General features: G+C 52.1%; 24 protein-coding genes and 5 pseudogenes. 15 read left to right on the forward strand and 14 right to left on the reverse strand.

Translation table 11 applies throughout. From position 1 onward, the window contains the following. Nucleotides 1-33: 33 nt before the first annotated feature. A pseudogene (locus tag ACLQ7H_RS09170) lies at nt 34-585 on the forward strand (IS5 family transposase); the annotation flags it as partial. Nucleotides 586-854: 269 nt separating this feature from the next. Here the strand turns inward: ACLQ7H_RS09170 and ACLQ7H_RS09175 are convergent. The 4 genes from ACLQ7H_RS09175 to ACLQ7H_RS09190 are packed head-to-tail and all read right to left on the reverse strand — an operon-like array spanning nt 855 to nt 3332. Beyond that, nucleotides 855-1532, reverse strand: a complete 678-nt coding sequence (locus ACLQ7H_RS09175; RefSeq protein ID WP_411752391.1) for a DUF6884 domain-containing protein — start codon at nt 1530-1532, stop codon at nt 855-857. Further along, nucleotides 1529-2080 carry a hypothetical protein gene (locus ACLQ7H_RS09180; RefSeq protein WP_411752392.1) on the reverse strand — a complete coding sequence of 184 codons (552 nt, stop codon included), beginning with the start codon at nt 2078-2080 and terminating at the stop codon, nt 1529-1531. The genes ACLQ7H_RS09175 and ACLQ7H_RS09180 overlap by 4 nt, the downstream gene beginning before the upstream one ends. Nucleotides 2081-2103: 23 nt before the next feature. Beyond that, nucleotides 2104-2715, reverse strand: coding sequence for a hypothetical protein (locus tag ACLQ7H_RS09185; RefSeq protein WP_411752393.1), 612 nt, complete (start codon nt 2713-2715; stop codon nt 2104-2106). Beyond that, nucleotides 2712-3332, reverse strand: a complete 621-nt coding sequence (locus tag ACLQ7H_RS09190; protein ID WP_411752394.1) for a DNA-binding protein — start codon at nt 3330-3332, stop codon at nt 2712-2714. Before ACLQ7H_RS09190 ends, ACLQ7H_RS09185 begins: the two co-directional genes overlap by 4 nt. 721 nt (nt 3333-4053) lie before the next feature. Between ACLQ7H_RS09190 and ACLQ7H_RS09195 the strand changes: the two genes are divergently transcribed. After that, nucleotides 4054-4188 carry a hypothetical protein gene (locus ACLQ7H_RS09195; protein WP_411752413.1) on the forward strand — a complete coding sequence of 45 codons (135 nt, stop codon included), beginning with the start codon at nt 4054-4056 and terminating at the stop codon, nt 4186-4188. 134 nt (nt 4189-4322) lie between these two features. Here the strand turns inward: ACLQ7H_RS09195 and ACLQ7H_RS09200 are convergent, their stop codons facing one another. Beyond that, entirely contained in the window at nt 4323-5135 is an 813-nt protein-coding gene (locus tag ACLQ7H_RS09200) for a transposase (RefSeq protein WP_411752395.1), read from the reverse strand. 3 nt (nt 5136-5138) lie between these two features. Continuing rightward, a complete protein-coding gene (locus ACLQ7H_RS09205; protein WP_411752396.1) occupies nt 5139-5339 on the reverse strand; it encodes a transposase in 201 nt (66 codons plus the stop codon). Nucleotides 5340-5402: 63 nt separating this feature from the next. On the opposite strand from ACLQ7H_RS09205, the pseudogene ACLQ7H_RS09210 reads away from it, so the two are divergent. The 3 pseudogenes from ACLQ7H_RS09210 to ACLQ7H_RS09220 form a co-directional block, all read left to right on the forward strand. Beyond that, a pseudogene (locus ACLQ7H_RS09210) lies at nt 5403-7150 on the forward strand (Tn3 family transposase); the annotation flags it as partial. Nucleotides 7151-7182: 32 nt separating this feature from the next. Next, nucleotides 7183-7329 (forward strand): annotated as a pseudogene (locus ACLQ7H_RS09215) (DDE-type integrase/transposase/recombinase); the annotation flags it as partial. An 82-nt stretch (nt 7330-7411) separates the two neighbouring features. Continuing rightward, nucleotides 7412-7534 (forward strand): annotated as a pseudogene (locus ACLQ7H_RS09220) (IS6 family transposase); the annotation flags it as partial. A gap of 59 nt (nt 7535-7593) precedes the next feature. On the opposite strand, the gene ACLQ7H_RS09225 reads toward ACLQ7H_RS09220, so the two are convergent. Continuing rightward, nucleotides 7594-8268: a DsbA family protein gene (locus tag ACLQ7H_RS09225; RefSeq protein ID WP_411752397.1), complete on the reverse strand. Its 675-nt coding sequence runs from the start codon at nt 8266-8268 to the stop codon at nt 7594-7596. A 186-nt stretch (nt 8269-8454) separates the two neighbouring features. Beyond that, nucleotides 8455-9432 carry a TDT family transporter gene (locus ACLQ7H_RS09230; RefSeq protein ID WP_411752398.1) on the reverse strand — a complete coding sequence of 326 codons (978 nt, stop codon included), beginning with the start codon at nt 9430-9432 and terminating at the stop codon, nt 8455-8457. A gap of 108 nt (nt 9433-9540) precedes the next feature. Between ACLQ7H_RS09230 and ACLQ7H_RS09235 the strand changes: the two genes are divergently transcribed. Continuing rightward, nucleotides 9541-10107, forward strand: coding sequence for a LysR family transcriptional regulator (locus ACLQ7H_RS09235; RefSeq protein ID WP_411752399.1), 567 nt, complete (start codon nt 9541-9543; stop codon nt 10105-10107). 656 nt (nt 10108-10763) lie between these two features. On the opposite strand, the gene ACLQ7H_RS09240 is transcribed toward ACLQ7H_RS09235, so the two are convergent. Together ACLQ7H_RS09240 and ACLQ7H_RS09245 are read right to left on the reverse strand one after the other, a co-directional pair. After that, the gene (locus tag ACLQ7H_RS09240; protein WP_411752415.1) at nt 10764-10982 is read right to left on the reverse strand and encodes a hypothetical protein; all 219 of its coding nucleotides are present in this window, start codon (nt 10980-10982) and stop codon (nt 10764-10766) included. Nucleotides 10983-11063: 81 nt separating this feature from the next. After that, nucleotides 11064-11222 (reverse strand): annotated as a pseudogene (locus ACLQ7H_RS09245) (helix-turn-helix domain-containing protein); the annotation flags it as partial. Between the two features lie 101 nt (nt 11223-11323). On the opposite strand from ACLQ7H_RS09245, the gene ACLQ7H_RS09250 reads away from it, so the two are divergent. From ACLQ7H_RS09250 to ACLQ7H_RS09285, 8 genes are all read left to right on the forward strand, one after another. Next, nucleotides 11324-11509, forward strand: coding sequence for a hypothetical protein (locus tag ACLQ7H_RS09250; protein WP_411752400.1), 186 nt, complete (start codon nt 11324-11326; stop codon nt 11507-11509). An 86-nt stretch (nt 11510-11595) separates the two neighbouring features. Continuing rightward, nucleotides 11596-12381 carry a fimbria/pilus periplasmic chaperone gene (locus ACLQ7H_RS09255; protein WP_411752401.1) on the forward strand — a complete coding sequence of 262 codons (786 nt, stop codon included), beginning with the start codon at nt 11596-11598 and terminating at the stop codon, nt 12379-12381. 76 nt (nt 12382-12457) lie between these two features. Beyond that, on the forward strand, nt 12458-13117 hold the full coding sequence (locus tag ACLQ7H_RS09260; RefSeq protein WP_411752402.1) for a fimbrial protein: 660 nt from the start codon (nt 12458-12460) through the stop codon (nt 13115-13117). Between the two features lie 7 nt (nt 13118-13124). After that, on the forward strand, nt 13125-13622 hold the full coding sequence (locus ACLQ7H_RS09265) for a fimbrial protein (RefSeq protein WP_411752403.1): 498 nt from the start codon (nt 13125-13127) through the stop codon (nt 13620-13622). 12 nt (nt 13623-13634) lie between these two features. Next, on the forward strand, nt 13635-14135 hold the full coding sequence (locus tag ACLQ7H_RS09270) for a fimbrial protein (RefSeq protein ID WP_411752404.1): 501 nt from the start codon (nt 13635-13637) through the stop codon (nt 14133-14135). A gap of 10 nt (nt 14136-14145) precedes the next feature. Then, nucleotides 14146-14709 carry a fimbrial protein gene (locus ACLQ7H_RS09275; RefSeq protein WP_411752405.1) on the forward strand — a complete coding sequence of 188 codons (564 nt, stop codon included), beginning with the start codon at nt 14146-14148 and terminating at the stop codon, nt 14707-14709. A gap of 2759 nt (nt 14710-17468) precedes the next feature. After that, nucleotides 17469-17867, forward strand: a complete 399-nt coding sequence (locus ACLQ7H_RS09280; RefSeq protein WP_411752406.1) for a hypothetical protein — start codon at nt 17469-17471, stop codon at nt 17865-17867. A 421-nt stretch (nt 17868-18288) separates the two neighbouring features. Continuing rightward, nucleotides 18289-18627, forward strand: a complete 339-nt coding sequence (locus ACLQ7H_RS09285) for a colicin E1 family microcin immunity protein (protein WP_411752407.1) — start codon at nt 18289-18291, stop codon at nt 18625-18627. 10 nt (nt 18628-18637) lie between these two features. Here ACLQ7H_RS09285 and ACLQ7H_RS09290 read toward each other — a convergent pair whose 3' ends face one another. After that, nucleotides 18638-19261 carry a colicin-like pore-forming protein gene (locus tag ACLQ7H_RS09290; protein ID WP_411752408.1) on the reverse strand — a complete coding sequence of 208 codons (624 nt, stop codon included), beginning with the start codon at nt 19259-19261 and terminating at the stop codon, nt 18638-18640. A 105-nt stretch (nt 19262-19366) separates the two neighbouring features. After that, nucleotides 19367-19615 carry a hypothetical protein gene (locus tag ACLQ7H_RS09295; RefSeq protein ID WP_411752409.1) on the reverse strand — a complete coding sequence of 83 codons (249 nt, stop codon included), beginning with the start codon at nt 19613-19615 and terminating at the stop codon, nt 19367-19369. 984 nt (nt 19616-20599) lie between these two features. Between ACLQ7H_RS09295 and ACLQ7H_RS09300 the strand changes: the two genes are divergently transcribed. Further along, entirely contained in the window at nt 20600-21391 is a 792-nt protein-coding gene (locus ACLQ7H_RS09300; protein WP_411752414.1) for a tyrosine-type recombinase/integrase, read from the forward strand. Nucleotides 21392-21475: 84 nt separating this feature from the next. Here ACLQ7H_RS09300 and ACLQ7H_RS09305 read toward each other — a convergent pair whose 3' ends face one another. Further along, a complete protein-coding gene (locus ACLQ7H_RS09305) occupies nt 21476-22153 on the reverse strand; it encodes a PP2C family protein-serine/threonine phosphatase (protein ID WP_261459822.1) in 678 nt (225 codons plus the stop codon). Then, complete coding sequence (locus tag ACLQ7H_RS09310; RefSeq protein ID WP_411752410.1) at nt 22147-23031, reverse strand: nucleotidyl transferase AbiEii/AbiGii toxin family protein; 885 nt, start codon at nt 23029-23031, stop codon at nt 22147-22149. The genes ACLQ7H_RS09305 and ACLQ7H_RS09310 overlap by 7 nt, the downstream gene beginning before the upstream one ends. Nucleotides 23032-23041: the final 10 nt, after the last annotated feature.

Genomic DNA, 23041 nt, shown 5'->3' on the forward strand with positions numbered 1-23041 from the left:
TCACCACATTCCTGCCCCCTCTGGCGGTATCCCGTGGCAAAGCAAAAGTTCAAAATCACCAACTGGAACGCCTACAACAAGGCTCTCGTCAATCGGGGTTCACTGACATTCTGGCTTGATGAGTCGGCCATCCAGGCCTGGTACGACGAGCCAAAAACGACTTCACGAGGGCGTCCACAACGTTATTCTGCGTTAGCTATTTCCACCGTACTGATGCTCAAACGCGTCTTTCGCCTCACGCTACGTACCGCTCAGGGCTTCATTGATTCCATTTTTACATTAATGAAGCTCCCGCTTCGTTGCCCGGATTATTCCTGCGTCAGCAGACGAGCGAAGTCCGTCTGCACCCCTTTGAAAAACCCCACACGCGGCGAGATTGCCCATCTCGTTATCGATTCCACCGGATTAAAAGTTTTCGGCGAAGGCGAGTGGAAGGTGAAAAAGCACGGTCAAGAAAAGCGTCGCGTCAGGCGAAAACTGCACCTCGCCGTGGACGCCGATTCCCCCATGGCAAACCTGATGCTCTCAGTGATGGGGGCTTTTGCCGAGTTCGAACGTTCTTTAATCCATGAACGTCAGCGTGAAGGGATCGCTTTAACGGGGCTTAAGTGGTCCCCACCGCCTGATCGGCCAGTTACACGGCTGTGCAGATTAGCCGAACGGGTGTTCCCTCCCGACAATTTCCTATATCCAAACTGACCCCCCAAACACGCAATCTGTTACGGTCTCTGCTTCGGTTAGCCATTACTGGCGACTGCGGTATAATCCCATGAGTATCAGACGCCTGCACGTCTGCATACGGGGTGGCGGCGGTAACGGGGGCGTTACTGACCGCCTCGACCCCAAATAACCCGTCAGCCCGCAGTCATGGCCAGGCGGCTCTTTTCAATTATCGGCAGGGCATAACTGATATTAAGCCCGGCCATATTGGTGTTCAGCATCTTCATCATTCCGGCACTGGTATACCTGACGTTATCCCTCAGGTGTCCCTGATAGCCTTTCGAGGTGACAATCGTCAGCAGCTCTGGTGAAAGAAGTTCCCCCCTGCCCGCGCTTAAATCCGCTTCCACGGCCCGCAGATAGACGGGAGAGGCGGCGATCACAAAGCGATCCAGAGGTCTTTTTTGCATCAGTTCATGCAGCGAGGCGCAGCGGCGTTCGGTGGGGGGACTAGAGGTTAAATTAGACCACATATCCTGGTGGCAGACAGGCATCGTGGCAAACGTGGCGTCATACGGTACAACCCTATCGTTTACATGAAGGAAACCCAGACCTGCAGAGATTACCCATAATTCGGTTCCGGTACGTGCCGCAGCTGCAGCTGCCCTGCTCCAGTGCTGACCGGTATACAAATCCCCGGCCGTCATGGTGGGATTTTCGTAGCTGGCCTGCGCCAGTCTTTCCCGCCACTTCTCATAGACAATACCGGCATTGCACTCCTCAGGGAAGACGGTTCCGCCGGCCGCCACGGTTTTGCGCCGCGTGCACGTGACTATCAGATGGACGTTTCCTGTGCAGGATGTCCGGCTCATGGCTTATTTACCAGTATGTTGCTTTCCTGGCTCTGGCTAATAAACCACTCGCAGATAGCGCAGGCCACCTCGTCCGGTTCCCAGCCATTAAATTCGGCGCCAGTGAATGGCGAGTTTATCCATTTATGTGAATAATCGACCAGGTCCTGGTTCTTCTCATTCCAGACCAATTCCTGAAAACGCACTGGTTTTTCCGGCGCACTGATATCCCAGCCGATCGCCAGCAGCCCATAACTGGCATACGCAATATCCTGGAGTCGGCAGCGGGTATCAAGCCAGGCACGCCGCTTTTCCATCCAGTTTCTGAACTCCGTCGTTTTCTCGGTGGCCAGCACTTCATTTCTGGTCCAGGCACTGATGGGCCCCGCTTTCTGAGGCGGCCCCAGAAAGTCAGCAATAGCCTTGTCCGTCCAGAACCTGTCTTTCAGGCCTGCCCTGCTGATCCACAACGCGTGCCAGTCCCGGCTCAGTTCCTCGCGTTGACGTTCCCCATACTCGCGCCGTTCGGGTTCGGTGTAGCGGTACCAGCGGCCATTGTAATGCGGCATGTCAGCGCCTCCTCTGGGGTGGATTACGGTTCGCCGTTCCCGCTTACAGCTGGCGGGAAGTTAAATCCAATGGCTCCACGGAGGCTTTCACTGCATTCCGACGTCTTGCGTTGCCAGTCCTGCCACTCCGGATCCTTTGCCAGAAGATCATCCGCTGTGCTGCGTAACCAGTCATACAGCTTCTCACCTCCCTCGAGATTAATGTCACGCGTGCGGATGGCGTTATCATCATCAGAATACTTGCGAATATCGGCCAGAAGCTGCCCCAGCGGGCCGTTCGATCCTATTGGTTCGTCCGTGACGCAGTGGTTATATTCCTCCTTAAACTGATCCAGCGTCAGGTCAATGTAATCCCCGTCCAGTGCGACGATAACGTGGCCGTGAACGGTAGAACCCGTTGCCTTTCTAAAGGCTTCAGTAGCGTCCAGGTGCAGGAGGTACGGACACAGTGTGTCATCATGATCCTTCAGGTACTGCGCCAGAAAGTGACTGGTCAGACCGCAACTGCCGCCCGGAAATTTACTGACATCAGTGTGCCAGCGAGCCATTCCGCGGCATTGCTCCTTACGGTCGCCGGCGGCCAGCTGCAGCGCCTGACGAAATGCTTTCACGCAGGCCCGAATTTCTGTCTTCATGCCTTCTCCTTCCCGCCAGTGAACTCTTGACGCGCCAGGGCCAGCAGTTCGCCCTGCAAGGTACGGTTTTCCTCCCTGGCGGACTTCAGCTCCGCTTTCGTTTCCTGCAGCTGTGCCGCCTGGTGTTCGCCGGTGGCGGTCAGGCGGGCCACCTGCTCGCGTAGCGGCAGCGCTTCGGCCCGCAGCTCACGGACCTCTGCCAGCAGACGGTCGCGCTCGGTGACCACCTCACGCAGCACCGCCAGCTCGGACTCCAGCTGTGACACGTTTGCCAAGGCGGCGTCGCGCTCCTGGTCAGCCTGGGCGATATCCGCGTCGGCCTGCTCACGCGCCGCCAGGGTGTCCGCATCCGCCTGCTTACAGGCGGCCTGCCACAGCAGTCCCAACTGGCCAGTGAGCAACTGCAGCAGCTCCGGCGGTAGCGCCGGAGTCTGTTCGCTGGCCCGCTCGCGCTGGCGGGCGCGGAACGCACGCATCACCGGGGAGATGTGGGACAGAGAGCCGCCACCCAGGTGCTGGCGCACCTGCTCGTTGGTCGGGTTCGGGGTGCCGGCGGCGATGAGGGAAGCGGCGGCGTCCTCAATGCGTCGTACGGTGTCGGGGGCAAGGCTACTCACAGTGTCTCTCCTGGGTGAGGGGTAATGGCGACAGTGTAATCGTTGCGTAGGCTATACACAATACATAAAATACAAATCGTACATACAGTACAGATAATACATGTAGTACATACAATACGGTTGATACATACACTGTGAGTATTACATACCGACGGTACGCCTTTTCTCCGTCAGATCCGTTTTTTGGTAAAGTAGGAAACACATGTATATAAATAATTCCAATCTGCTTGGCGCCCAGGTTGGACATTTTTTCCGATAGGGCCGTTTTGTCTAGGTACGGGAGCGGCCACTGGTGCCGTACGGGGCTGGGGGGAAGATGACTGCCAGCCCGACACACTACATGTTGCGCGCCTGGCAGCTGCGACCGGTACTACATATTGATTTTGGGGATGGCCTGGGCGACTGGACAGAATAACCTGAACGTCCAGTGTGGTGCTGATTGCTCTTTTTTGAGTAATTCCTGTTGACGTGTACGTCAAACAGAGTAATATTAATACCAATGATGCCTGCAACAACCCTTCGGGGAAGTTAGTGGGCTTTTTTTTTGCCTTTTCAGGGATGATGTCGCGATGCCAACAACCCTTTACAGCAAGCCTTATCGCACACCTGCCGATCTGGTTAACGACCTTAAGAGCAAACAGCTTGAATTTCTGGATGAGGCTGAAGCAGAAAGTACCTGAGCCAGATAAGTTACTATCACTTCAAAATTTACCTTCATCCCCTGTTAGACCTAACCAGCACTGGCGGTAAACATTACAGGAAGGATGAATATTTTGAATATGGCGTTGAGCTATACCGGTTTGACGAAAAACTTCGCGCACTGCTGTTTGGCGTAATTGCGCGGCTTGATGGTTAGGAGATTGAATCGCATCTTTTGAGAGCGACTGACCATGAATTTAACCGCAGTTCATCCCTTTGATGACGAGGTTATTCATCAGTATATGTATGAAAATGCCGCCTTTGATGTGTTTTTAACCGGAAAGCCACTTTTCAGGCGTACTGATCCAATTCAGGCATTCGCAACCATCGCTTTTTCTCCATTCCTCTCAACCTTTCTGACAGCAATTCCGTTGCATGGGTACCTGCCTGAGCGCTGGCAAAACGCAGTCGGTCGCCACACAGGATACATTTGTACGGATCCGTGCCCAGGAAGCCCTTCATCAGCACGGCGAATCCCGGCTTCTCCGGTTTTTCCCGCGCCTGCATCTGTAGGGCTTCATACACACGGGGCAGCAGCGTTCCCCTTTTGCGGTTGGCCAGAAACCCGGAGTAACGCACCATCTTAAAATGGCGCGCCGGAACATGGCTGATATAGCGCCCGATCATCTCTTCCTGGCTCAGCGTCTGGCGTTTATGCTTCCCCGTGCGGTGATCGAGATAGTGATGAACCACCGCGCCGCCACAGTAGTGCCGCAGGCGGGAAGCCGACACCGGCGGGCGCTTCAGGTACCGGCCCAGGTACTTCACGCTGTGCCATGCCCCTCGGGTCTTTTTCGCAAAATGCACCTTCCAGTACCGGCCGTACTGTGCCTGCAGATAACGGCGCCACTGGCGTTCGTCGCGAATGTGGCCCAGACCCGGCAGCATGCCGGGCATGATGCTATCGTAGCTGCCGCGCAGCAGGCGGATAACGGCGGTCCGCCAGATGGTCTCCACGGCCTTCTTTTTAAAGAAGAGGCTTCGCCATACGCCGTGCTTAACATCGAGACCGCCCCGCGTGACGGAGACGTGGATACCCGAGAGCAGTAAAAAAGAGGCCGCAACGTTATCCGTTGCGGCCACCTTTAAAAGCTTAACTGACAAGCATTACGCCTCCTGGGGCCATTCCTGTGGTGGCTTGCCATTATCAGTCGCGGGCTGGGGCGGGATACCCGCCTGAGAGCGCCAGCCATAAAGTGTGTTGGCGGGGATGCCTTCCTTGCGTGAGAGCTGGTAAATCGACTGATTATGCGGCGGTAACATTCTGGCGATCACCGCCGCTTTACGTTCTGGTGAATAGCTTCCCATGATCATCTCCAGCCCCCTGGATTTTTTTCAGTTAGAGGCGACAACTACCCTGACATGGGGGGGTATCTGGCCGAACTGAATGGCTCAAAAAAACGCATTCTCGACGATGCACCAGAGCAAATCATTTCCGGCCCCTGGAAACGCCTTGTTTACGACAGATATGGCCGGATTCTACGCGCGGGTTATTCGTTGTGCCTGCTGGAACGTCTTCAGGATTCTTTACGGCGGCGTGATATCTGGCTGGAAAACAGTGACAGGTGGGGCGATCCACGTCAGAAACTGCTTCAGGGAGCTGAATGGCAGGCGCAACGGATCCCGGTATGTCGGGCTCTGGGTCATCCATCAGACGGAATTAAAGCAGCAGAACAACTGGCTACGCGGCTTGATGAAACGTGGAAATCAGTGGCTTCGCGTTTTGCACATAACGCTGCGGTTAACATCAGTAATGAGGGTAAGTATCCCTCACTGACGATCAGCAGTCTGGATAAACTGTATGAACCACTGGCACTGATACAACTGAATCGCCGGATAAGGGAACTCATCCCACCGGTTGATCTGACCGAATTGTTGCTTGAAATTGATGCACGAACTGGTTTTACCCGTGAATTCAGCCACGTCAGTGAATCAGGCGCACGAGCACAGGATCTGAACGTCAGTCTGTGCGCTACATTGTTGGCTGAGGCCTGCAATATAGGCCTGAACCACTGATAAAGCATAATATTCCTGCGCTTACTCGCCATCGGCTGAGCTGGGTTAAGCAAAATTATCTGCGGGCAGAAACGTTGGTCAGTGCAAATGCTCGGTTGGTTGATTTTCAGTCGACGCTACCGCTTGCAGGGTACTGGGGTGGTGGTGAAGTTGCCTCCGCTGATGGCATGCGTTTTGTCACACCGGTAAAAACGGTTAATTCCGGACCTAACCGCAAATACTTTGGTTCAGGACGCGGTATCACCTGGTATAACTTCGTTTCCGACCAGTATTCCGGTTTCCACGGCATTGTCGTTCCCGGTACGCTTCGTGATTCCATCTTTGTGCTGGAAGGGCTTCTGGAGCAGCAAACCGGGTTGAATCCGGTAGAAATCATGACGGACACGGCAGGTTCCAGCGATATCATTTTCGGTCTGTTCTGGTTGTTGGGCTATCAATTTTCCCCTCGCCTTGCAGATGCTGGCGAGGCGGTATTCTGGCGGGCAGATAAAACAGCACATTATGGTACTCTGGATGAGCTTGCACGGGGATGTGTTGAGCTGTCGAAAATAGAATCCCAATGGGATGAAATGATGCGTATGGCGGGATCACTAAAGCTGGGGACCATCCATGCATCTGAGCTTATTCGCTCGCTACTTAGAAGTACCCGACCATCTGGTCTGGCTCAGGCGATTATGGAAGTTGGCCGTGTTAACAAGACTTTGTACCTTCTCAACTATATTGATGATGAAGATTATCGACGCCGGATACTGAGACAGCTCAACCGGGGAGAAGGACGTCATGCCGTGGCTCGAGCTATTTGCTACGGGCAACGCGGCGAGATCAGAAAACGCTACTGTGAGGGACAAGAAGATCAATTGGGTGCTTTGGGCCTGGTAACCAATGCGGTTGTGTTGTGGAACACGCTTTACATGCAGGAGGCGCTGTCACATCTTCGCCAGTCGGGCGAAATACCTGAGGAGGAACATCTGGCAAGATTATCCCCGCTGATACATGGTCATATAAATATGTTGGGCCATTATACGTTTTCGTTATCGGAGGATATTCTGAACGGGGAGTTAAGGCCATTGAATTTTAACATAAACAATGAATTATCTCCTTAACGTGGTTTTTTACATCACTGGCCCTCAAACCCCAACAAGATCACCGTAATATCAAACGCCGGACACGATCCATGCTGGGATTCAAATCCTTTCGACGGGCACAGACGATCCTGGCCGGTATCGAACTGCTCAACATGATACGAAAAGGGCAATATCAACACCCGAAAATTGGGGAATAGTCACCCGCGGAACAATTCTATTTGCTGGCTGCCTAAATAACCAACAACGCAACTTTGGACAACTTCATGTCACTAATGCGACAGAGCCGCACAGACCCTGTTAGCAGGTACCGAACTGCTACAGATGATACGTAAAGGGCAATGTCAGCATCCACTCGGTGATGGATTATCCACAGCGGAACAATTTTATCTGTTGGCTGCCTAAAAACCGGCAGTGCTACTTTATACTGACCTCATACTGTTAATGCGACAGAGCCTGAAATATTACTGAGACAATAATATTTTAACGGCCTTGGCAAAGTTATCCACGTACGTTTGTGATGATGTTGCTGCAATCCCTGAATTATTGATTTGATACTTTCCATTAATGTAAAAACTTGGGGTGCCTTTAACTTTAAATTTTTTTATGGCTGCATTTTGAATGGTTATCGTATTTTTAACAGAGGGGGTTTGTTGCATTTTTTTGTAGATTTCAGTCTCAATGCCAAATTGGGAAAAAATAGACTTAATATCTTCTATACCTTTGAGTTTTCCATCTCGTACTGCTTCAAACAAAGGGCGCTCCAACAGCTCGGTTTTTTCCAAAACGATCGCTATCGCCCAGGCCTCCGTCAGTTCATTACCCAATACACCCATAAGGCTGACATGATACTTGGTGACTTTTCCTTCTGATAGAGCGCGGTTTATCGCATCAGAAACTGGGTATTCATTGATGAATTGATAGCAAGGGCCGCAATAAAAAGAAAAAAACTCCACAACTGGCGGCTGGGAGCTCACGGTGTAGGGCAGCGTGATGTATTCCTTTCCCTCTTCCAGAGGGGGAGCTTTCATCGGTACATCGGATGCTGAGGAGGCAGCTAATACAATAGGTGTCACCCCAAAAAACGAAAGAGAGAGCAAAAGCAAAATGCCGAGTGATAAGATTTTTTTGAATGTCATGGTAACTCCATTTTTTATCGAATAATATAATCATCAAGGTCTATCATTTGAAAAGCCTTTTGCAGAGACTATTTATATCAAAATTATAAAAACAGTGTCCAAGAAAAACAACCTAAAAATAAAACTACCGCTGCTGCTGGAATAATAAAAACCTGAACTTTTTTATAGTGGACCCTCTCTATCCCATCATTTCACCACACCTTGATGAAAGTGCCGATTTTTCGGGATTAAATAGTGATGGATAAACAGTACAGAGACATAACTAATAACCAGCGATGCAACTACAGCTTCTGCTGTCGCCATCATGTAAAGCTGGTGTGCATACTCGGCGGCCTGTGGATAGCTACTCAACAGGTTCGCCATCTTATAAAGCGCTGTTGCACCAATCGCCATCGGGAAGGTAAAGGCAGCATAACCTGGGCTGAACGGCAGTCTCATCAACCGGAAAAAAGCGCAGTAAATCACGATTGTCATCAACAACGCCACGCCAAGCAGCACTGCACAAATCAACATTGAAGGTTCTTTAACGACGGTCAGGTAACCCGCTAATGACAAACTGGCAGGTGCCGCCATTATCGCGATAGTCGGTTTTGCCGCATCCGGCACTTCACTACGAAACATTAAACGGTAAATCATGATGGGCAGCATCAGCAGGTAACTCACCATACCCATTGCCAGTAAAATCAGAGCAAACTCGGTATAGGCATCGGCTGGACAGGATACATCGGCTACGATAATCCCCACTGGGGGTATGAACCAACTCGGCACCATATGATGTAAATTAGGCTGTTGCGCACGGTGATAGATAAAAAAAGTCAGCGCAGTCAAGTGTATTAGGACCGCCCCCACCCAAAGAATTTGACCCGCTAACGGCAGAAAATGGCCAAGGGCTTTAGATACGACCATAGCAGCCATCGCAAAGGTTGGAATGATGCTACCCATGACCGGATGCTTGAGATCTTGTGCTAATGTGTCGGGATGAAGAATAAAGCGTGCCGCTATTACACATAACAACACAGCCGCAATCAAAGCCCCTGTATTTTGCCCTATACCATGCAGCGGCAAAGCATTCTCTAAACACCAACCTAAGCTTGCGATCCCCAAGGCTAAACCTGCTACAGGTGTAGGTAATCCCCGAACTTTATGATGTAAATGCCTTAACACGTTATCACCTCTCTTTTTCTTTATCTCTTCTGCTGTACAAACTATAGCTATCCGTTATCATTTAAAAAATTTAGTTATAATTTACATTGGGTTTAGAAAAATTAAACGATGAATATTACCTTCAAACAAATGTCAGTTTTTGTCTCTATCGCACACAACGGCAGCATGACGCTCGCCGCTGAGGCGCTATTCATGACCAAGAGTGCTATGTCTCAAGCGCTAGCCGAGCTGGAAAACCAATTGGGCGTACGTCTGTTCGACCGACAGCATGCCCGGCTATATATAAACCATGAGGGGAGGAAATTATTACCCGTCGCAGATGAACTACTCGCTCGAATGCAAGGCGTTGGAGTGTTGTTTAGTGAGGATGCTCAGAATAATCAGCTCAGATTGGGCTGCACTAAAACCATTGGTAGCTATTTCCTGCCCGATATGTTGAAGGGGTTCGCTAAAGACAATGGCTGGATGCCACAGTCGATAATCGCCAATACCCAGGAAATCAGCAAGATGGTGGAGCACTTTGAAATTGATGTCGCTTTTCTGGAAGGACCAGCAACCGAGCTAAACCTCATTTGCGAACCTTGGCTCGATGATGAAATGGTTGTTATTTCCGGGCGAGATCACCCCTTATCCAAAGAGAATACGGTTCTGGCAGCGGTTGCGACAAGAGCTTGATGGCCAGGTCCATATCCTGAATCACTGTCCCGTCCGTCGACGTTTCCTTGACCACCTCCCCACTATAGAATCCCCCGACTATCGGGGGCACCTGCATAGTTCACTCAATACCAGAAGCCCATCGGAGATTATTCGACGTCTTTTGCTTTATGAATTCAGTGAAGTAATCGTCATCGCGTTGTCCCTGAACATTAAGCTTTTTCTCGTGTGTTGCACTGGCGGTAGCATCGGCCTTTTCCATCAGTTTGTTTAGTTCCCGGTGGCAACTGTAAGCGTCCCGATACGCTGTTGATAACACCAGCTAATAGGCCATCACAATCAACGGGGACTCCCCAATCTTGGCGTTCGACCATCAGTGCTTGGATATCCTGGCCCAACGCCTAACCTGCCGCATAGGACCGGCGGATTTTCTCATCCGTCAATTACGCTGGTGTCATGTTCTATGGTGTTTGTTTACACAATGTTGCAAGTTCAGTCTGTGCCGGGTTCGTTATCGCCTGCTGCTTGGCCAGTTTCTGCTCATTGTTCTGCTGGATTTTGCGCAACGCCAGCAATGTCTCTTGGGCTTCCCGCTGCAGTCGCTCGCGTTCATGCTCGGCCTGTTGGGTTGCCTAGTGAAGCAGGACTGTGGTACGACGTGCATCGGGTGAGACTCGCTAGGCATCTCCCAGCCCGACAACCCATTGTTGTAACTGTTGCTGGTCCGACATTATTGGGGCGTTGACGACGGGAAGTGATAATTTTCCTTTCCGCAACGCGGTGACTTCCTGGCGCAGTGACTCCAGTTCGACACGTTGACGTGCGAGTTGTTGCTCGTGCGCCAACAGGTCCTGACGCAGAGTAAAGGCTTGGTGGTCTTTTCCTGAGGGATTCATTGGCACTGTAACAGGGGCTGATCCCCGGGTGTTGATGGGGTTTTTCACCAGGCCGCCTTGACGGCTCAACCAGTGATACAATTCGTGATTGCGAGAGAATCCGAGCTTGCGCATGGCGGTGCATTTATGGGAACTGATCGTTTTAACGTGTAGCCCGAGCTGTCTGGCTAATCTGCCAGGCTGGACTCCCTGTGCAATGGCAGACAAGACCTGGAGCTCTCTGGGAGTCAGTACCGGCATGCGGTACGGGGGCTTATTCGTGGCACAGTCATTATGTTTATTGAACACCAAATCAATCAACTGCAGCACGGTGCCTGAGCGGCATTAACGCCGGTGACACCATGACGGTACACTGGAACGGTGAGGCGCAGTGCGAGGTGCAGATACCGACGCCGCTGCCGGCGGACATGCTGATGAATATGTTGCTGCTGCCGTGCCATCCTGTGAGCGCTGGAAAGCATGACAGCGATAAACTCACGGTTCCGGTACCACCAGATGCGGTAACAGCACCGACGCCAAGGGCGTGACGACACAGCCTTCACCGCTGAATGACGCAAATGGTATGCGTTTTTAACCAATACTATTCACAGGCCCTGAGGCCGGGAAAGAGACAATGCGAAACGACTTATTGAACACGACGACCTCTTTACACCGCAGCCCATGCAAACCGGGGCTGCTGACCTTAGCCCTGCTGGGCGCAATGGCTGCCCAACAGGCGCAGGCCGCCATTGCGCTGGACCGTACTCGTGTAATTTTTGACGGTAGCCAGAACTCGGTGAGCCTGAACGTTAGCAACCAGAACAAGCAATTACCGTACCTTGCGCAGGGCTGGATTGAGGACGAGCAAGGCAAAAAAATCCAGAGCCCACTGACGGTCCTACCACCGGTACAGCGTATCGAACCTGGCAAGCCAAGCCAGGTTAAAATTCAGGCATTGCCAGCGACGAAGTTGCTCAAGCAAGACCGCGAAACGATTTATTACTTCAACCTGCGGGAAATCCCGCCAAGAAGTACCAAGTCCAACACGTTGCAAATCGCGCTGCAGACGCGCATCAAACTGTTCTACCGGCCGGTTGGCATCGCGATTGAGAAGAGCGCCGCGCCACCGCAGGAGCAGATCACACTGACAAAGCAGGGTGACAAGTACGTGGTCAACAACCCGACGCCGTATTACGTCACCTTTGTGGACGCGAGCAATAAGAAGGGCGGCCCGGGTGTCAAGGGTTTTGAGCCGATGATGGTGCCACCGATGGGTAGCTTGCCGCTGACGGTGAGCACGACCAGTGTGGGCGGCAGCCCGGTGCTGACCTATGTCAACGACTATGGTGGCCGGCCGACGCTGAGTTTCAGTTGCAGTGGCAGTACCTGCACGGTGGTGCCAGAGAAAAAAGGCGGCTGAACCGGCGTGACAAGTCGGCAGTGTGGTTGAACTACGCTCTCGCCGCGATGGTGAGAAGGGTAAGGGAGAAAGGGTTATGACCGGAAAGATAAACGCGTACCCGCACCGTCGGTACTGGCTGGGCGAGGTGTGTTACTTCGGCTTGCTGGGCGGGCTGGCCCTGATGGCGCCGCTGACACTGGGCGCCATGCTGTGGTTACTGCCGGCGGCGCAGGCGACGGTGGATAATTGGGACGTCGAGGGTGCCAACGGTACTTTGTACGTGCATGGTGCGCTGACGGAGAGCGCCTGTCGTCTGGAAATGACCAGCGCCAGTCAGGATATCACGCTGGGCGAGACGGGGACGGGCCGTTTGCAGGCCATTGGCGCCCGTGGCGAGTCGGTGCGGTTCGAACTGCGCTTAGTGGATTGCTTACGCAGCCCGGCCAGCATCCGGGACGTGCGTACCGGCGGTCTGACCTGGGCGGATAACCAGCCGGCAGTGACGGTGAGTTTTAATGCCCCCCGTGACGCGGACAACCCGCACCTGGTGAAGGCACAGGGCATCTCCGGGCTGGGGTTGCGGTTGGAAGACGGCCAGGGCGAAGACGTGCGTTTGGGCAGTCGGGGTAAACCGCTGTTGCTGATCCCTGGGCAGAATACACTCACGTACCGGGTCACCCCGGAGCGCACGCTGGCCAGCCTGATGGCTGGCAGTTACCGCGCTGTGGTGGATTTTCATCTGAGTTATGATTGAGGTGGCCATGAACGGAACAATGCGCTACCGGAAGGAGGCCTGTCTGCTATTCGGACTATTGGCTACGTTACCGCAAATAGCGGTGGGGGCCAGGGACGCCACGATCACCGTGAAGGTGACGGTAGTGGCCCCCACGTGCGTTATCAATAACAACCGGCCGATTGAAGTGGAGTTCGGTGACGTAATGACGACTCGGGTGGACGGCAACAACTACCGGATGCCGGTGAATTACACGCTGGACTGCAAGAATATCCCGTCCAACGCCATGAAGCTGAAGGTGCAGGGTATCGTTGCAGGCTTTGATGGCACGCTGCTGAAGACCAGCAATTCGGCGCTGGGCATTAAATTACAAACTGGGGCGACCAAGCTCTCCGTCAACACCTGGCTGAACTTCAGCTACCCGAAAAAACCCGAGCTTTGGGTGGTGCCGGTGCAAAAAAGTGGATCCACTCTGACGGGCGATGAGTTTACTGCGGTGGCCACAATGAACGTGGATTACCAGTAACGGGAGCGGATCATGACCAGAACGATAAGAGTCTTGTTGCTGGCCTTCTGCCTGATGGGGGATATCACCCTGGCACAGGCAAAGGACGGTGAGGCGAACATGACGTTTCACGGCACGTTGATAACCCCGCCACCGTGCACCCTCAACGACGGCAACCGGATTGATGTGAATTTCGGTGAACAGGTGGGTATCAAGAAAGTGGACGGGGTAAACTACCGCCAGCGGATGAACTATCAAATTACCTGCGAAGGCGCCGGCAGCGGCAACAGTGCGTTGACGCTGAGTCTGAGCGGCGGTGCAACAGGGTTCGACAGTGAGGCGCTGCTGACCGACAAGGCGAACCTGGGTATCCGGGTCTACCAGAATGATAAGCCGTTTACGCCAAACAGCACGCTGAAGATAGACTTGGCCAACCCGCCGCGTCTGGAGGCTGTGCCGGTGAAGAACGCGGGGGCGACGCTGACTGAGGGAGTTTTTGAGGCCTGGGTGACGCTGCGTGCCGACTACCAATAAGGAGCCCGAGATGAAACGCAATAAAGACCGTTTTTTTGACCGGGCAGTGACAGTGGGGGGACTTGTTTCCCTGCTTGCCGTGCTGACGATCGCTCCTGCATCGGCTGCTGGGGAAAAAAACGTTCACCTGTACGGCACCCTGGTGGCCGAGCCCTGTGTGATACCGCCGGGCGAAGAAGAAATCACGTTGGATTTTGGTACTGTCATCGACAAGTCCCTGTACCTGCACACGCGCACACAGGGGCAGCCATTCAGTATTCATCTGACAGAGTGTGATTTAAGTCTGGGCAAGACAGTGAACGTCACCTTCCTGGGTCAGGAAAATGCTGCCTTGCCTGGGTTGCTGGCCATCGATAGTGGCAGTCAGGCTACGGGTATCGCGATAGGACTGGAGACACAACAGGCCAAGCCGGTGCCGATAAATGAGGCGAGCGATAAGTATCTGGTGCAAGAAGGGGACAATCGTCTTGCTTTGAAAGCGTATGTGCAAGGCGAGCCGGACGCCATCAGGAGCCAGAGCATTGGGCGCGGACCGTTCAGTGCGGTGGCTACGTTCAGACTGGAATATGAGTAAGAGAAGTCAAGCAGGCAGTGACAGACAAGCAGACAGAGGAAAACGCGGCGCTGGACTGGGAAGCGGCATGCCCCGGCCAATGCCGATGTATGGGATGTATGGGGTGTGTGGTTCAAGTGGCCTCTGCAGCAGGCGCGATGGCGTCCAGGCAGAGAAGTACCGACTGTCGCTGATGCAGGCGTATCGAAGATAGGGCAAAAGCTCGGTGCGGTGGTCGGCATCATGATGCCTAGTGCTGAAGTGGATGTCCATGCAAATCGAAGCGGGTTTGCCCCGACCGGTGGACTGCCACCACCTGGAGGGGCACGAGGGTGTCAGCGGCACGACCCGCCGGGTCGCAGCAGGCTGGCATGAACCCCGATGGCGTTACGTGTATCGCACGGAAATCTGCGGGTATTCCCGGCATATATTGAAACATCAGGTGGATAGTCAGTTGCAGTGGCATGTCCACGATCCGGTGTGTCGGGGCCTTTGTCGGCAATGGCTGTATTACAGCGTCGAGGACGGTGGCGAGATACTGACACCGTAGAAGGGCATCTGCCGGGGCTGTGCGCTGAGCCCGCTGATTGGCGGGTGCCTGTTGCGGTATGTTGACGGATACTTTTGTGGCAGGGAGGACCTCTTTTATGCACAGTACATGGGCGACTTTATTGTATTCACGCAAACGCGCTGGTATTTACGCAAGGCGATTAAGCACCAGCATGAATTTTTTGACCTGGGTGGCGTTGAGGCGCCTCCGAATAAGACACAGATGGGGAGGATGGAAAATGGCTTTGACTGGCCGGGGTGGTATATCCCCGAAGGGCCCCGGCTAGCGCCGAGGGCGGAAGAGAACCATCGGGCACATATCGCGCGGCTTTATGAGCAGGCTAGGCATCGTAGACTGTCGGGGACAGAGACTAATGCACAGGTGCGTGAGTATGTGGTCCGATGGATAACATGGGCAAACCACCATTTGACGGCGACCAAACTAGTTTGAGGTCATAGTGGAATGCTAAACCGTAAATCCATAAAACCAACACCAGGCCAACAATGCGCAACGTTATAACCCTCGTCCTAACCCTCATCCTCGGCTCTGCCTCGGCAGCCGATGTAAACTGGCCGGCCTTGTCCACGCTGGACATCGATCGCTGTGGTTCGTCCTCTTGTACTACAGGGGTGTACTATAAACCCGGGCCCACCGTTATGACACGTGCCCCCGGCAATACACCTAAATTCCTGGCGGGGACTAAAGTCCGTCCATTCGGCGTACATTGTTCGAAAGGGATGATACCCGGGAACTTCACAAGCTGCTATCTCTACATTGAGAATGGCCACGCCCCGGCTCTTACCGGGGTTTGCGAACTGAAAGCGTCGAACCGATGGGTCCTCACCGACGCTAGTACGTGTAGCATCGACACCTCGGTTTATGGACGACATGACGGGGCGGGCCCCGGGTCCGAGTGCGTCGTATTCGGCGTGGGGTTCGGGAACAGACCCCCCTATGTCGCAACACCTTGGGGGGAACTCACCGGGGCACAAATCGCTAACTCCGATGAAGAGTTTTGTATCAAACCCCGGCCTCCGAACGCCAAGTGTGAGCTCACGCTCAGTGAAAATGGAGTGTTAGACCATGGGATTGTGGCACCCAACTCTGTAAGCGAACGCACTCTCTCTCTCTTTACTGACTGTGGTGAATCGCCAAAAATCCAACTCAATGGGCCTAACCCGTTCACGCTAGGCAATGGTGTCACTGCGGATCTTACCTCTATCTACGTTAATAAAGACCTAACGTACCTTAAATCCCGGTTGCGCACCGCCAATGCTAAACCCGGGAACTACAGTGCCACGTATATCGTCGTAGTTAACCCTAACTGAGTTCTTAGCCCCCGAATGAAACCACGATCGCCTCGCAATTCGCGACCAAAGGCTTCAAGTCGAACACGGGGGCAATTCGCCGATTTCCGGGGACAATCACCGTATTGCTGCCATATATGCTCTCTCAAGCACTCACCCTGGTTACACCCAGGAGCCTTGCATCCGTGATGACCATCAGAGTAAAACCACCGTACCCGAACTAGAAAAACCACCACTCCGACACGAGCATCGTAACCCCACAACAACCCTGAACAAGGACGGCATCGGTGGTGGGCACATCTTCCGCGATGGGCTATCCCTATAACTGCGCCTAATACCGCTCCAGCTGTCGATTTCGGGTGATGTTTGCCCAGTGAGTAGCAGTAGCCGGTTCCTTTTACCGGCAAAGAGCAAATCCAAGCGTAGCAAGGACTGATGCACGGTGTAGCACAATTAGGCGCCGCTATTTAGCTGACCCGCCTGAGGCCGGATCACAATAGTGGCTGGTGATTACCAGGACGGATTGCCCCGGCGAGACAATTCTGCCTAATGAGCAAACAAAAGAATGCAGCGCAGCTCGTTGATCCTTCGTACGGCTTTACCAGCGTGATGCACATTTAAGTCTGCTTGGGAAAGACTCTAAAGGCATTTAGCATCGAGCTATCATCGATGGTAGTGCTTATCAGTTTGGAATTGCGGACCGGCCCAATTATGAACTGATTACAAAAAACACAGGCTTTCACCACGGCGGCATTACGCGCAAGATACCTCTATAAGCAACGGTTTCTTACCAGTTTTACAGGTAGATAACATCGTAATAATCTATTTTATGTGTTTATCGTTTTATTGATACAATGAATTCATCTTATGTAATTGATGGATTTTAAATATATTATTTTTTTTGATATTTATGAGGGGGTTTAATGTTTGAATCGATAAGTAATAAAATTTCATCGGGCAGTCCATTCGTATTGATTGGTAACGCACTTCATTATCAAAAGTACAACAAGATGGCAGTATTAAGCAAGAATCAAGCTAAATTGTTCGATTGTCTATTGCGTGGTCAATGTGAAAAAAAACAAGTTATTGATTTTATATGGGGTGGGGGTGATGCAATTAAAAATGACTCGAAATATACGCAACTCATCCTCCGGACTAGGAATAAATTGGTGAGTTCAGGATTTCCGCACGATACGATATTAACTGTGGCAAAATTTGGTGTTTGCCTTAATGAGTCACCATCGCCACCGGCAGATGAAGTGGAACGTGGTTTTATTGAAATTGACGTCGAGTTCAGAGTAATAAACTCCTTTCATATGTAATGAGGTGATTTTAAGGGTAATAACTCCCATTCTATTAGCATGGTTGCTGTCTAATAAATAAGAGTCTTCATGAACCGCAAGTGGAAACCTATGGTAGCCGTTTTTAGCATCGCCTAGGATTTATTTACTTGTGCCTTTATCATGGACGGTTGGGGGCATTATGTTTTTTAGGGCTTGCTAGTTATTTCTGTTTGTTTGGAAGTGCATGCAAAATCTTATATTACTCCGGCGATGTGATAGCTAGGTTTTTGCAGCGGCCATCTGACCGGTACTGTTGCAAGAATGTGGACAGGCAAAGCTTCTTTCCGTTCTCTGCTCTTCTCGGAAACGGGTACAAACTGCTGATCTCGATCTTCCCTCCGCAGGAGTGGTAAAGTGGTAACCAAGGCAGGAACGGGAGTGACAACATGGGAGAGGTGGGATGACCAAGGCATTTTATCTGAAATATGTAATCTATGGCTCTCTGTGGGGGTGCCTGGCCGCGTATGTCTATTACAGCGGTTTCAATCAGGGCCATTCGGTAGGCATGTACCTCATTTTTGGACTGTCTGCCGTGCTGTTTCCTTTCGCTAAATGTCTGGTTGAAACTCTGGCCCTCAAATACACCACGCATGAGTTCTGGTCGCGGGGACTGTTTGTAGAGGCCCCGGCCAAGAACGGCCTTTACGCCTTGTACCATATGGCTTGCTTTATGGTATCCATCCCCCTTGGACTTCTCTATCTGCTGCTGAATAAAAACGCCCTACAGGGTAAGGTGTAGGGCGGTTGCTTTAACGGAAGATTTTGTCGTTGATTTTTTGGATCAATGCATCATTGATGAGCGTGCTCGTGATGGCCAGTAACAACCCATACGCCAGAATGCCCAGCGGCGTGGCCGTTAACACTGCAAAGGTAAAGGCAACAAGGGCCGATGCCGCCAATGAGGCACCGATAGTCTCTGCTTTGACATAAAACGACCTGAAATCGCCGGTACGGGTCCCTTTGGCCAACTCAACCGCCAGAGCAGCTGCGTCGATGGTGTAGCCTACCGCACCGAACGCTTTACTGAATTTGGCGAGGTTTTTGGCCACCAGATCGCGATTCACGGACTCCAGGGCGCGGGCAATGGCCTCACGATCCTGCACACTGAATTTGCGGTGTATCGCACTCCCGTATCGTTCATACGCTTGCAAGGCTTCGGTGACATTCCGGATCTTTTTCCCTTTCGCTGAGTCAGCCAGTTCCCGTGCGATGGCGGCAGAGTTTTCCCCGTATTTTGCCGTGGCTTCTTTAAAGAAGTCGGCGGTGAATCTTACGGCATCATTGATTTCATTGAGATAGGCTCTAACCTGATCTTCTGCTTTATTCTGTTGTGCTCTCCTCGCAGACGAATTTCCACTGTGAGCTCCAGACACTAAAGAAGGGTAAAGATCTTGTTTTTCATTCTGGGCTGTTACTGAATATGTATTGTTATCAACCTTAGAGTAATACTCAGGTTTATCGTTATTTTCACCGAAGAATCAACCGGTATCTACCACGTTCGGATGCCCTGGAAGGGGATAAAATACCCCACCCATGTTCAATTTATTCACATTATCGCCACGTAACGTTTGCGTGCCTTTAATTAGTGAGTTCAATACGCGAGTAACCCCGTACGCGCCGTCATCCACCAACGATGAATTAAAGTCAGTCATCACGGTTCCATTCATAACGGGGTGACCATCCGCGTTAATTGTTACCTTCCCCCCATTTGTTCGTAACCGACTCACCCGGTTTTAAAACTGTTACACTGGTAGACGCCGCCTCTCCATTATTACCACCGTTGCCCCCACTGTTACCGCCGCCATTACTGCCGCCACCCCAGTGAATGCCTGTTTGACGGCCACTTCCGCGCTCTTTGCTCCAATTAGTACCATCACCGTAAGCACCCCAATCTGGCATAATTATATCCTCATCATGTTTTTTAATTTAATAATGTCTCGTGCAATTTCTATGTTGCAATCAACAATTGACGTATACTCATTCGACATAATTCATATCACCTTATGTCTGCCTTATATAATACGAGAGTTACAGCAGTAGATATATGTGAGCCGGTTGTGTGGTGAATAGCACACTATGGAAATCCAAAGCAGCCGAATAAATAATGGGCTTTACTGAAACGGCGACGGGGGTGAATCCATCGTGGATGATGGTGAAGGCGAGGGTGTGCTAGCCCTTTGGTGGGGTGCTGCTCCTCTCATCGCCACGTGATCGAGATTTCCGTTCTCTGTACTTTCCGGAAGCGGATCCTTCAGGGGCATTTTCGGGGCGGTTATCCCGTATGTGGTGCCCATCAGGAAAGGCTAACACAATATACAGCGTAAATGGATCCTGTTGGGATCCACCGCCGATCCTGGCCAGCCGCCTTTTTGCTTCCTCTTTATGGTATATTGCCAGAAGTCGGAAGCATGAAGGCGGCGATGACCGATCGCGAAAACGAATTATTGCCCGTGCACCGGCACGAGGGATTGGCGATACTGGTGTGGCGTTGTTCGGCATGGACGACGACAACGTGAGTTTTGGTTCGATATTGACAGACATTGCGCTACGTGAAATCTGAACGTCGACGTGGGGCGTAGGGCGTGAATTTTTCACGTAGCGCAACCTCCCTCTTTTGACCACTTAGTATTCAGCCTCGACCGGCGATCCGGCCTCGGCCGATCCGGTGACCGGGGGAAGATCCTGGGTAGACAGAGCAACAGGAGCAGATGATGACTTATGACTCGGCACTGGCCAGGGTGGGAGCCCCCGCCGGTGACTCCCCCCCGATGCTGGCACCGCACGATTATCAACGTGCGCTGTCGTTGCGCCAGATGGCCATGACCTATGATGAGCTGCCTCGGTACCTGCTGGCCCCGGAAGTGGCTGCCCTCCTCCACTTCCTGCCGGACTGGACACAGCATGCGCTGATCAACCTCCTGTGGAATACCGGCGCCCGGATCAATGAAGCCCTGGCGCTGAGGCGGCGGGATTTTCGGCTCAATGTGGCCATGCCGCATGTGGTCTTGCGTACCGCCAAACAACGGCGTACCGGTCGAGGCCGACCCTCGAAAGGCAAGTCGGCGAACCGCACGGTGCCGTTGACCGATCCGCAATTTGTGGACGAGCTGCGCCGGCTGTTTGCCAGCACCAAGGAGTTGTTTGAAGTCGATGCCGAGACGGGCGAACGTTCCCCCCTGCCCGTCTGGCAGATCAGCGATCGGTGCGTGCGCAATTGGTTGACGAAAGCGGAACACATGGCGAGGCGTGAGGGGATCCGGTTGAGTGTGCCGGTGACGCCGCACGTGTTTCGGCACAGCTATGCGATGCACATGTTGTACCAGGGCACGCCATTAAAAGCGGTGCAGGGGTTATTGGGGCACGAGAAAGCGGAGAGTACCGAGGTCTATACGCGGGTTTTTGCACTGGATATTGTGGCCAGTCGCCAGGTGCAGTTCACCTTGCCGGCGCAGGAGGCGATCGCGATGATGCGAGAGGCTGACGCTGCTGTTCTGCGGCCATGATCATGAGGTATGGCCATGTGGTGCGAAACCGCAACGGGTCAAAAGCCTGGGGTTACGGCGACTATCGGTATACGTTGATTTGAATTACTCCGCACTGTAATCCGTCAACATAACCACTGAAACGTTGTCGCTTTCCCCAGTTTCACTGGACGATATTTGCTCAAAGGCATGGCAAAGCGCCTCTTCTGAACGGAATGTGTACAGGATCTCATCATCGAACTCACTCCAGAACCCATCGGTACACATGAAGATGGGTTCACCTGGGATGCATTTGTTGGTGTGGTAACAGAACGCATGTTCTGTCTCTTTTGAAACAAATTGAGTAACCCGATTCCTCAATGGGTGTGTTCGTAATATGTCAGCCCGGGCTTTCCCTTGCTCAACGCAGCGCTGTGCTAACGTATGATCCTGAGTGCGCTTTCGCGCCGTGGGCCAGTAGATGCGGGTATCACCCAGAGAGAGATAGCGATAGTTTTTTTCATCCGAGACGATGATGGCAATGCTTGCCTTGCCCGGATAACCGCAGTTTGTATTGAGTATCTGCTCAATCGCGTTGCAGATCCCATCACTATCCAATTGCGTATAGTGGATGGCCATCAGCTGCTCACCAAGATAATCAACATAATGTGGCGAGGCATGGCACTGACTAAAGCCATCGATCAATACAGAAACAGTATGTGTTCTGGTACTAAAATGAAAAAAACGGTCCAACTGCTCGTTTCTATGTCCCTTTTCGCACAATGTTAAGCGCTTAGTCAGCATGGCTCCCACCCTATAACATGCTCCCAAGGCAATGAACGATAAAATAGCCTGATCCGCTCATAAGTGGTGTTAAAATCCGGTAACGGTCCATCTATTTCTGCTGATAGAGTCTGATATTCTCGAGAGGAATGTTCTTTGATATCTGCACGATCAAGCGTGTCTGGCGTCACTGTACCGGTCGCAAGTCGGCCAAGTGATTTATGTAATAGAGATGTCAATATCGACAGTTTTTCGGCGTCTTCTAGCTCTACGCTGTCGAACAAAAAATTCAAATCGTAAATATCTTGCCGACGAGCTCGATCGCGAGGGACCTGCTGAATGATAGAACGGATTTTTTCAGCGATGAGGTCGGTAAGGCTATAAGCGAGAATTTCATTCTCATCTGTCAGTGTGATGTGATCGACATGCAGACTGTCTTCATTCAAGCTGTAGTCTATCTTGATGGTATTAGGGCACTGCTTTTCACGTAACCGTCTCATTTCGGCTGAATTGTTGTTCCTGGCGTACCCAATTTTTAAGTTAAAAGAAGGAAAAGTCGCGTATTCAACATTTTTTTTGGGCTGAATGCCAACCGTTTGAACGAGGCAAGTGACCTGGTAGGGAAGCTCGCCGGAGACGATAGCCAATGATTCATCTAACTCATTGAGAAACTCCTCCTTGTCGATGTCTGCCAATTTCATTGCTGTCGAAAAATCAATGTCTTCAGTAAAGCGACTGCTTTGATAACGGATCCCCAGCAGTAACCCCCCTTTCATGACCATCCTTGGCTTAAGGTAATCGTTGGATGCGATAGCCTGAAGAACGATATGAATAGCCTGACGAAATGTGACCCTGTCCCTGGGGGCTTCAGCAACCCACCGTTCGATTGAGTATTCCATGGTTTTTGTT

It is taken from the genome of Serratia sp. (in: enterobacteria) (assembly GCF_046715635.1).
Taxonomy (GTDB): domain Bacteria; phylum Pseudomonadota; class Gammaproteobacteria; order Enterobacterales; family Enterobacteriaceae; genus Chania.

Excerpts from the sequence above, each read along its gene's own strand:
- ACLQ7H_RS09175 (WP_411752391.1), bottom strand. The coding sequence starts at position 1,532 with ATGAGCCGGACATCCTGCACAGGAAACGTCCATCTGATAGTCACGTGC.
- ACLQ7H_RS09180 (WP_411752392.1), bottom strand. The coding sequence starts at position 2,080 with ATGCCGCATTACAATGGCCGCTGGTACCGCTACACCGAACCCGAACGG.
- ACLQ7H_RS09185 (WP_411752393.1), bottom strand. The coding sequence starts at position 2,715 with ATGAAGACAGAAATTCGGGCCTGCGTGAAAGCATTTCGTCAGGCGCTG.
- ACLQ7H_RS09205 (WP_411752396.1), bottom strand. The coding sequence starts at position 5,339 with ATGGGAAGCTATTCACCAGAACGTAAAGCGGCGGTGATCGCCAGAATG.
- ACLQ7H_RS09225 (WP_411752397.1), bottom strand. The coding sequence starts at position 8,268 with ATGACATTCAAAAAAATCTTATCACTCGGCATTTTGCTTTTGCTCTCT.
- ACLQ7H_RS09235 (WP_411752399.1), top strand. The coding sequence starts at position 9,541 with ATGAATATTACCTTCAAACAAATGTCAGTTTTTGTCTCTATCGCACAC.
- ACLQ7H_RS09240 (WP_411752415.1), bottom strand. The coding sequence starts at position 10,982 with ATGAATCCCTCAGGAAAAGACCACCAAGCCTTTACTCTGCGTCAGGAC.
- ACLQ7H_RS09250 (WP_411752400.1), top strand. The coding sequence starts at position 11,324 with ATGACGGTACACTGGAACGGTGAGGCGCAGTGCGAGGTGCAGATACCG.
- ACLQ7H_RS09255 (WP_411752401.1), top strand. The coding sequence starts at position 11,596 with ATGCGAAACGACTTATTGAACACGACGACCTCTTTACACCGCAGCCCA.
- ACLQ7H_RS09260 (WP_411752402.1), top strand. The coding sequence starts at position 12,458 with ATGACCGGAAAGATAAACGCGTACCCGCACCGTCGGTACTGGCTGGGC.
- ACLQ7H_RS09265 (WP_411752403.1), top strand. The coding sequence starts at position 13,125 with ATGAACGGAACAATGCGCTACCGGAAGGAGGCCTGTCTGCTATTCGGA.
- ACLQ7H_RS09270 (WP_411752404.1), top strand. The coding sequence starts at position 13,635 with ATGACCAGAACGATAAGAGTCTTGTTGCTGGCCTTCTGCCTGATGGGG.
- ACLQ7H_RS09275 (WP_411752405.1), top strand. The coding sequence starts at position 14,146 with ATGAAACGCAATAAAGACCGTTTTTTTGACCGGGCAGTGACAGTGGGG.
- ACLQ7H_RS09280 (WP_411752406.1), top strand. The coding sequence starts at position 17,469 with ATGTTTGAATCGATAAGTAATAAAATTTCATCGGGCAGTCCATTCGTA.
- ACLQ7H_RS09285 (WP_411752407.1), top strand. The coding sequence starts at position 18,289 with ATGACCAAGGCATTTTATCTGAAATATGTAATCTATGGCTCTCTGTGG.
- ACLQ7H_RS09300 (WP_411752414.1), top strand. The coding sequence starts at position 20,600 with ATGACTTATGACTCGGCACTGGCCAGGGTGGGAGCCCCCGCCGGTGAC.
- ACLQ7H_RS09305 (WP_261459822.1), bottom strand. The coding sequence starts at position 22,153 with ATGCTGACTAAGCGCTTAACATTGTGCGAAAAGGGACATAGAAACGAG.
- ACLQ7H_RS09310 (WP_411752410.1), bottom strand. The coding sequence starts at position 23,031 with ATGGAATACTCAATCGAACGGTGGGTTGCTGAAGCCCCCAGGGACAGG.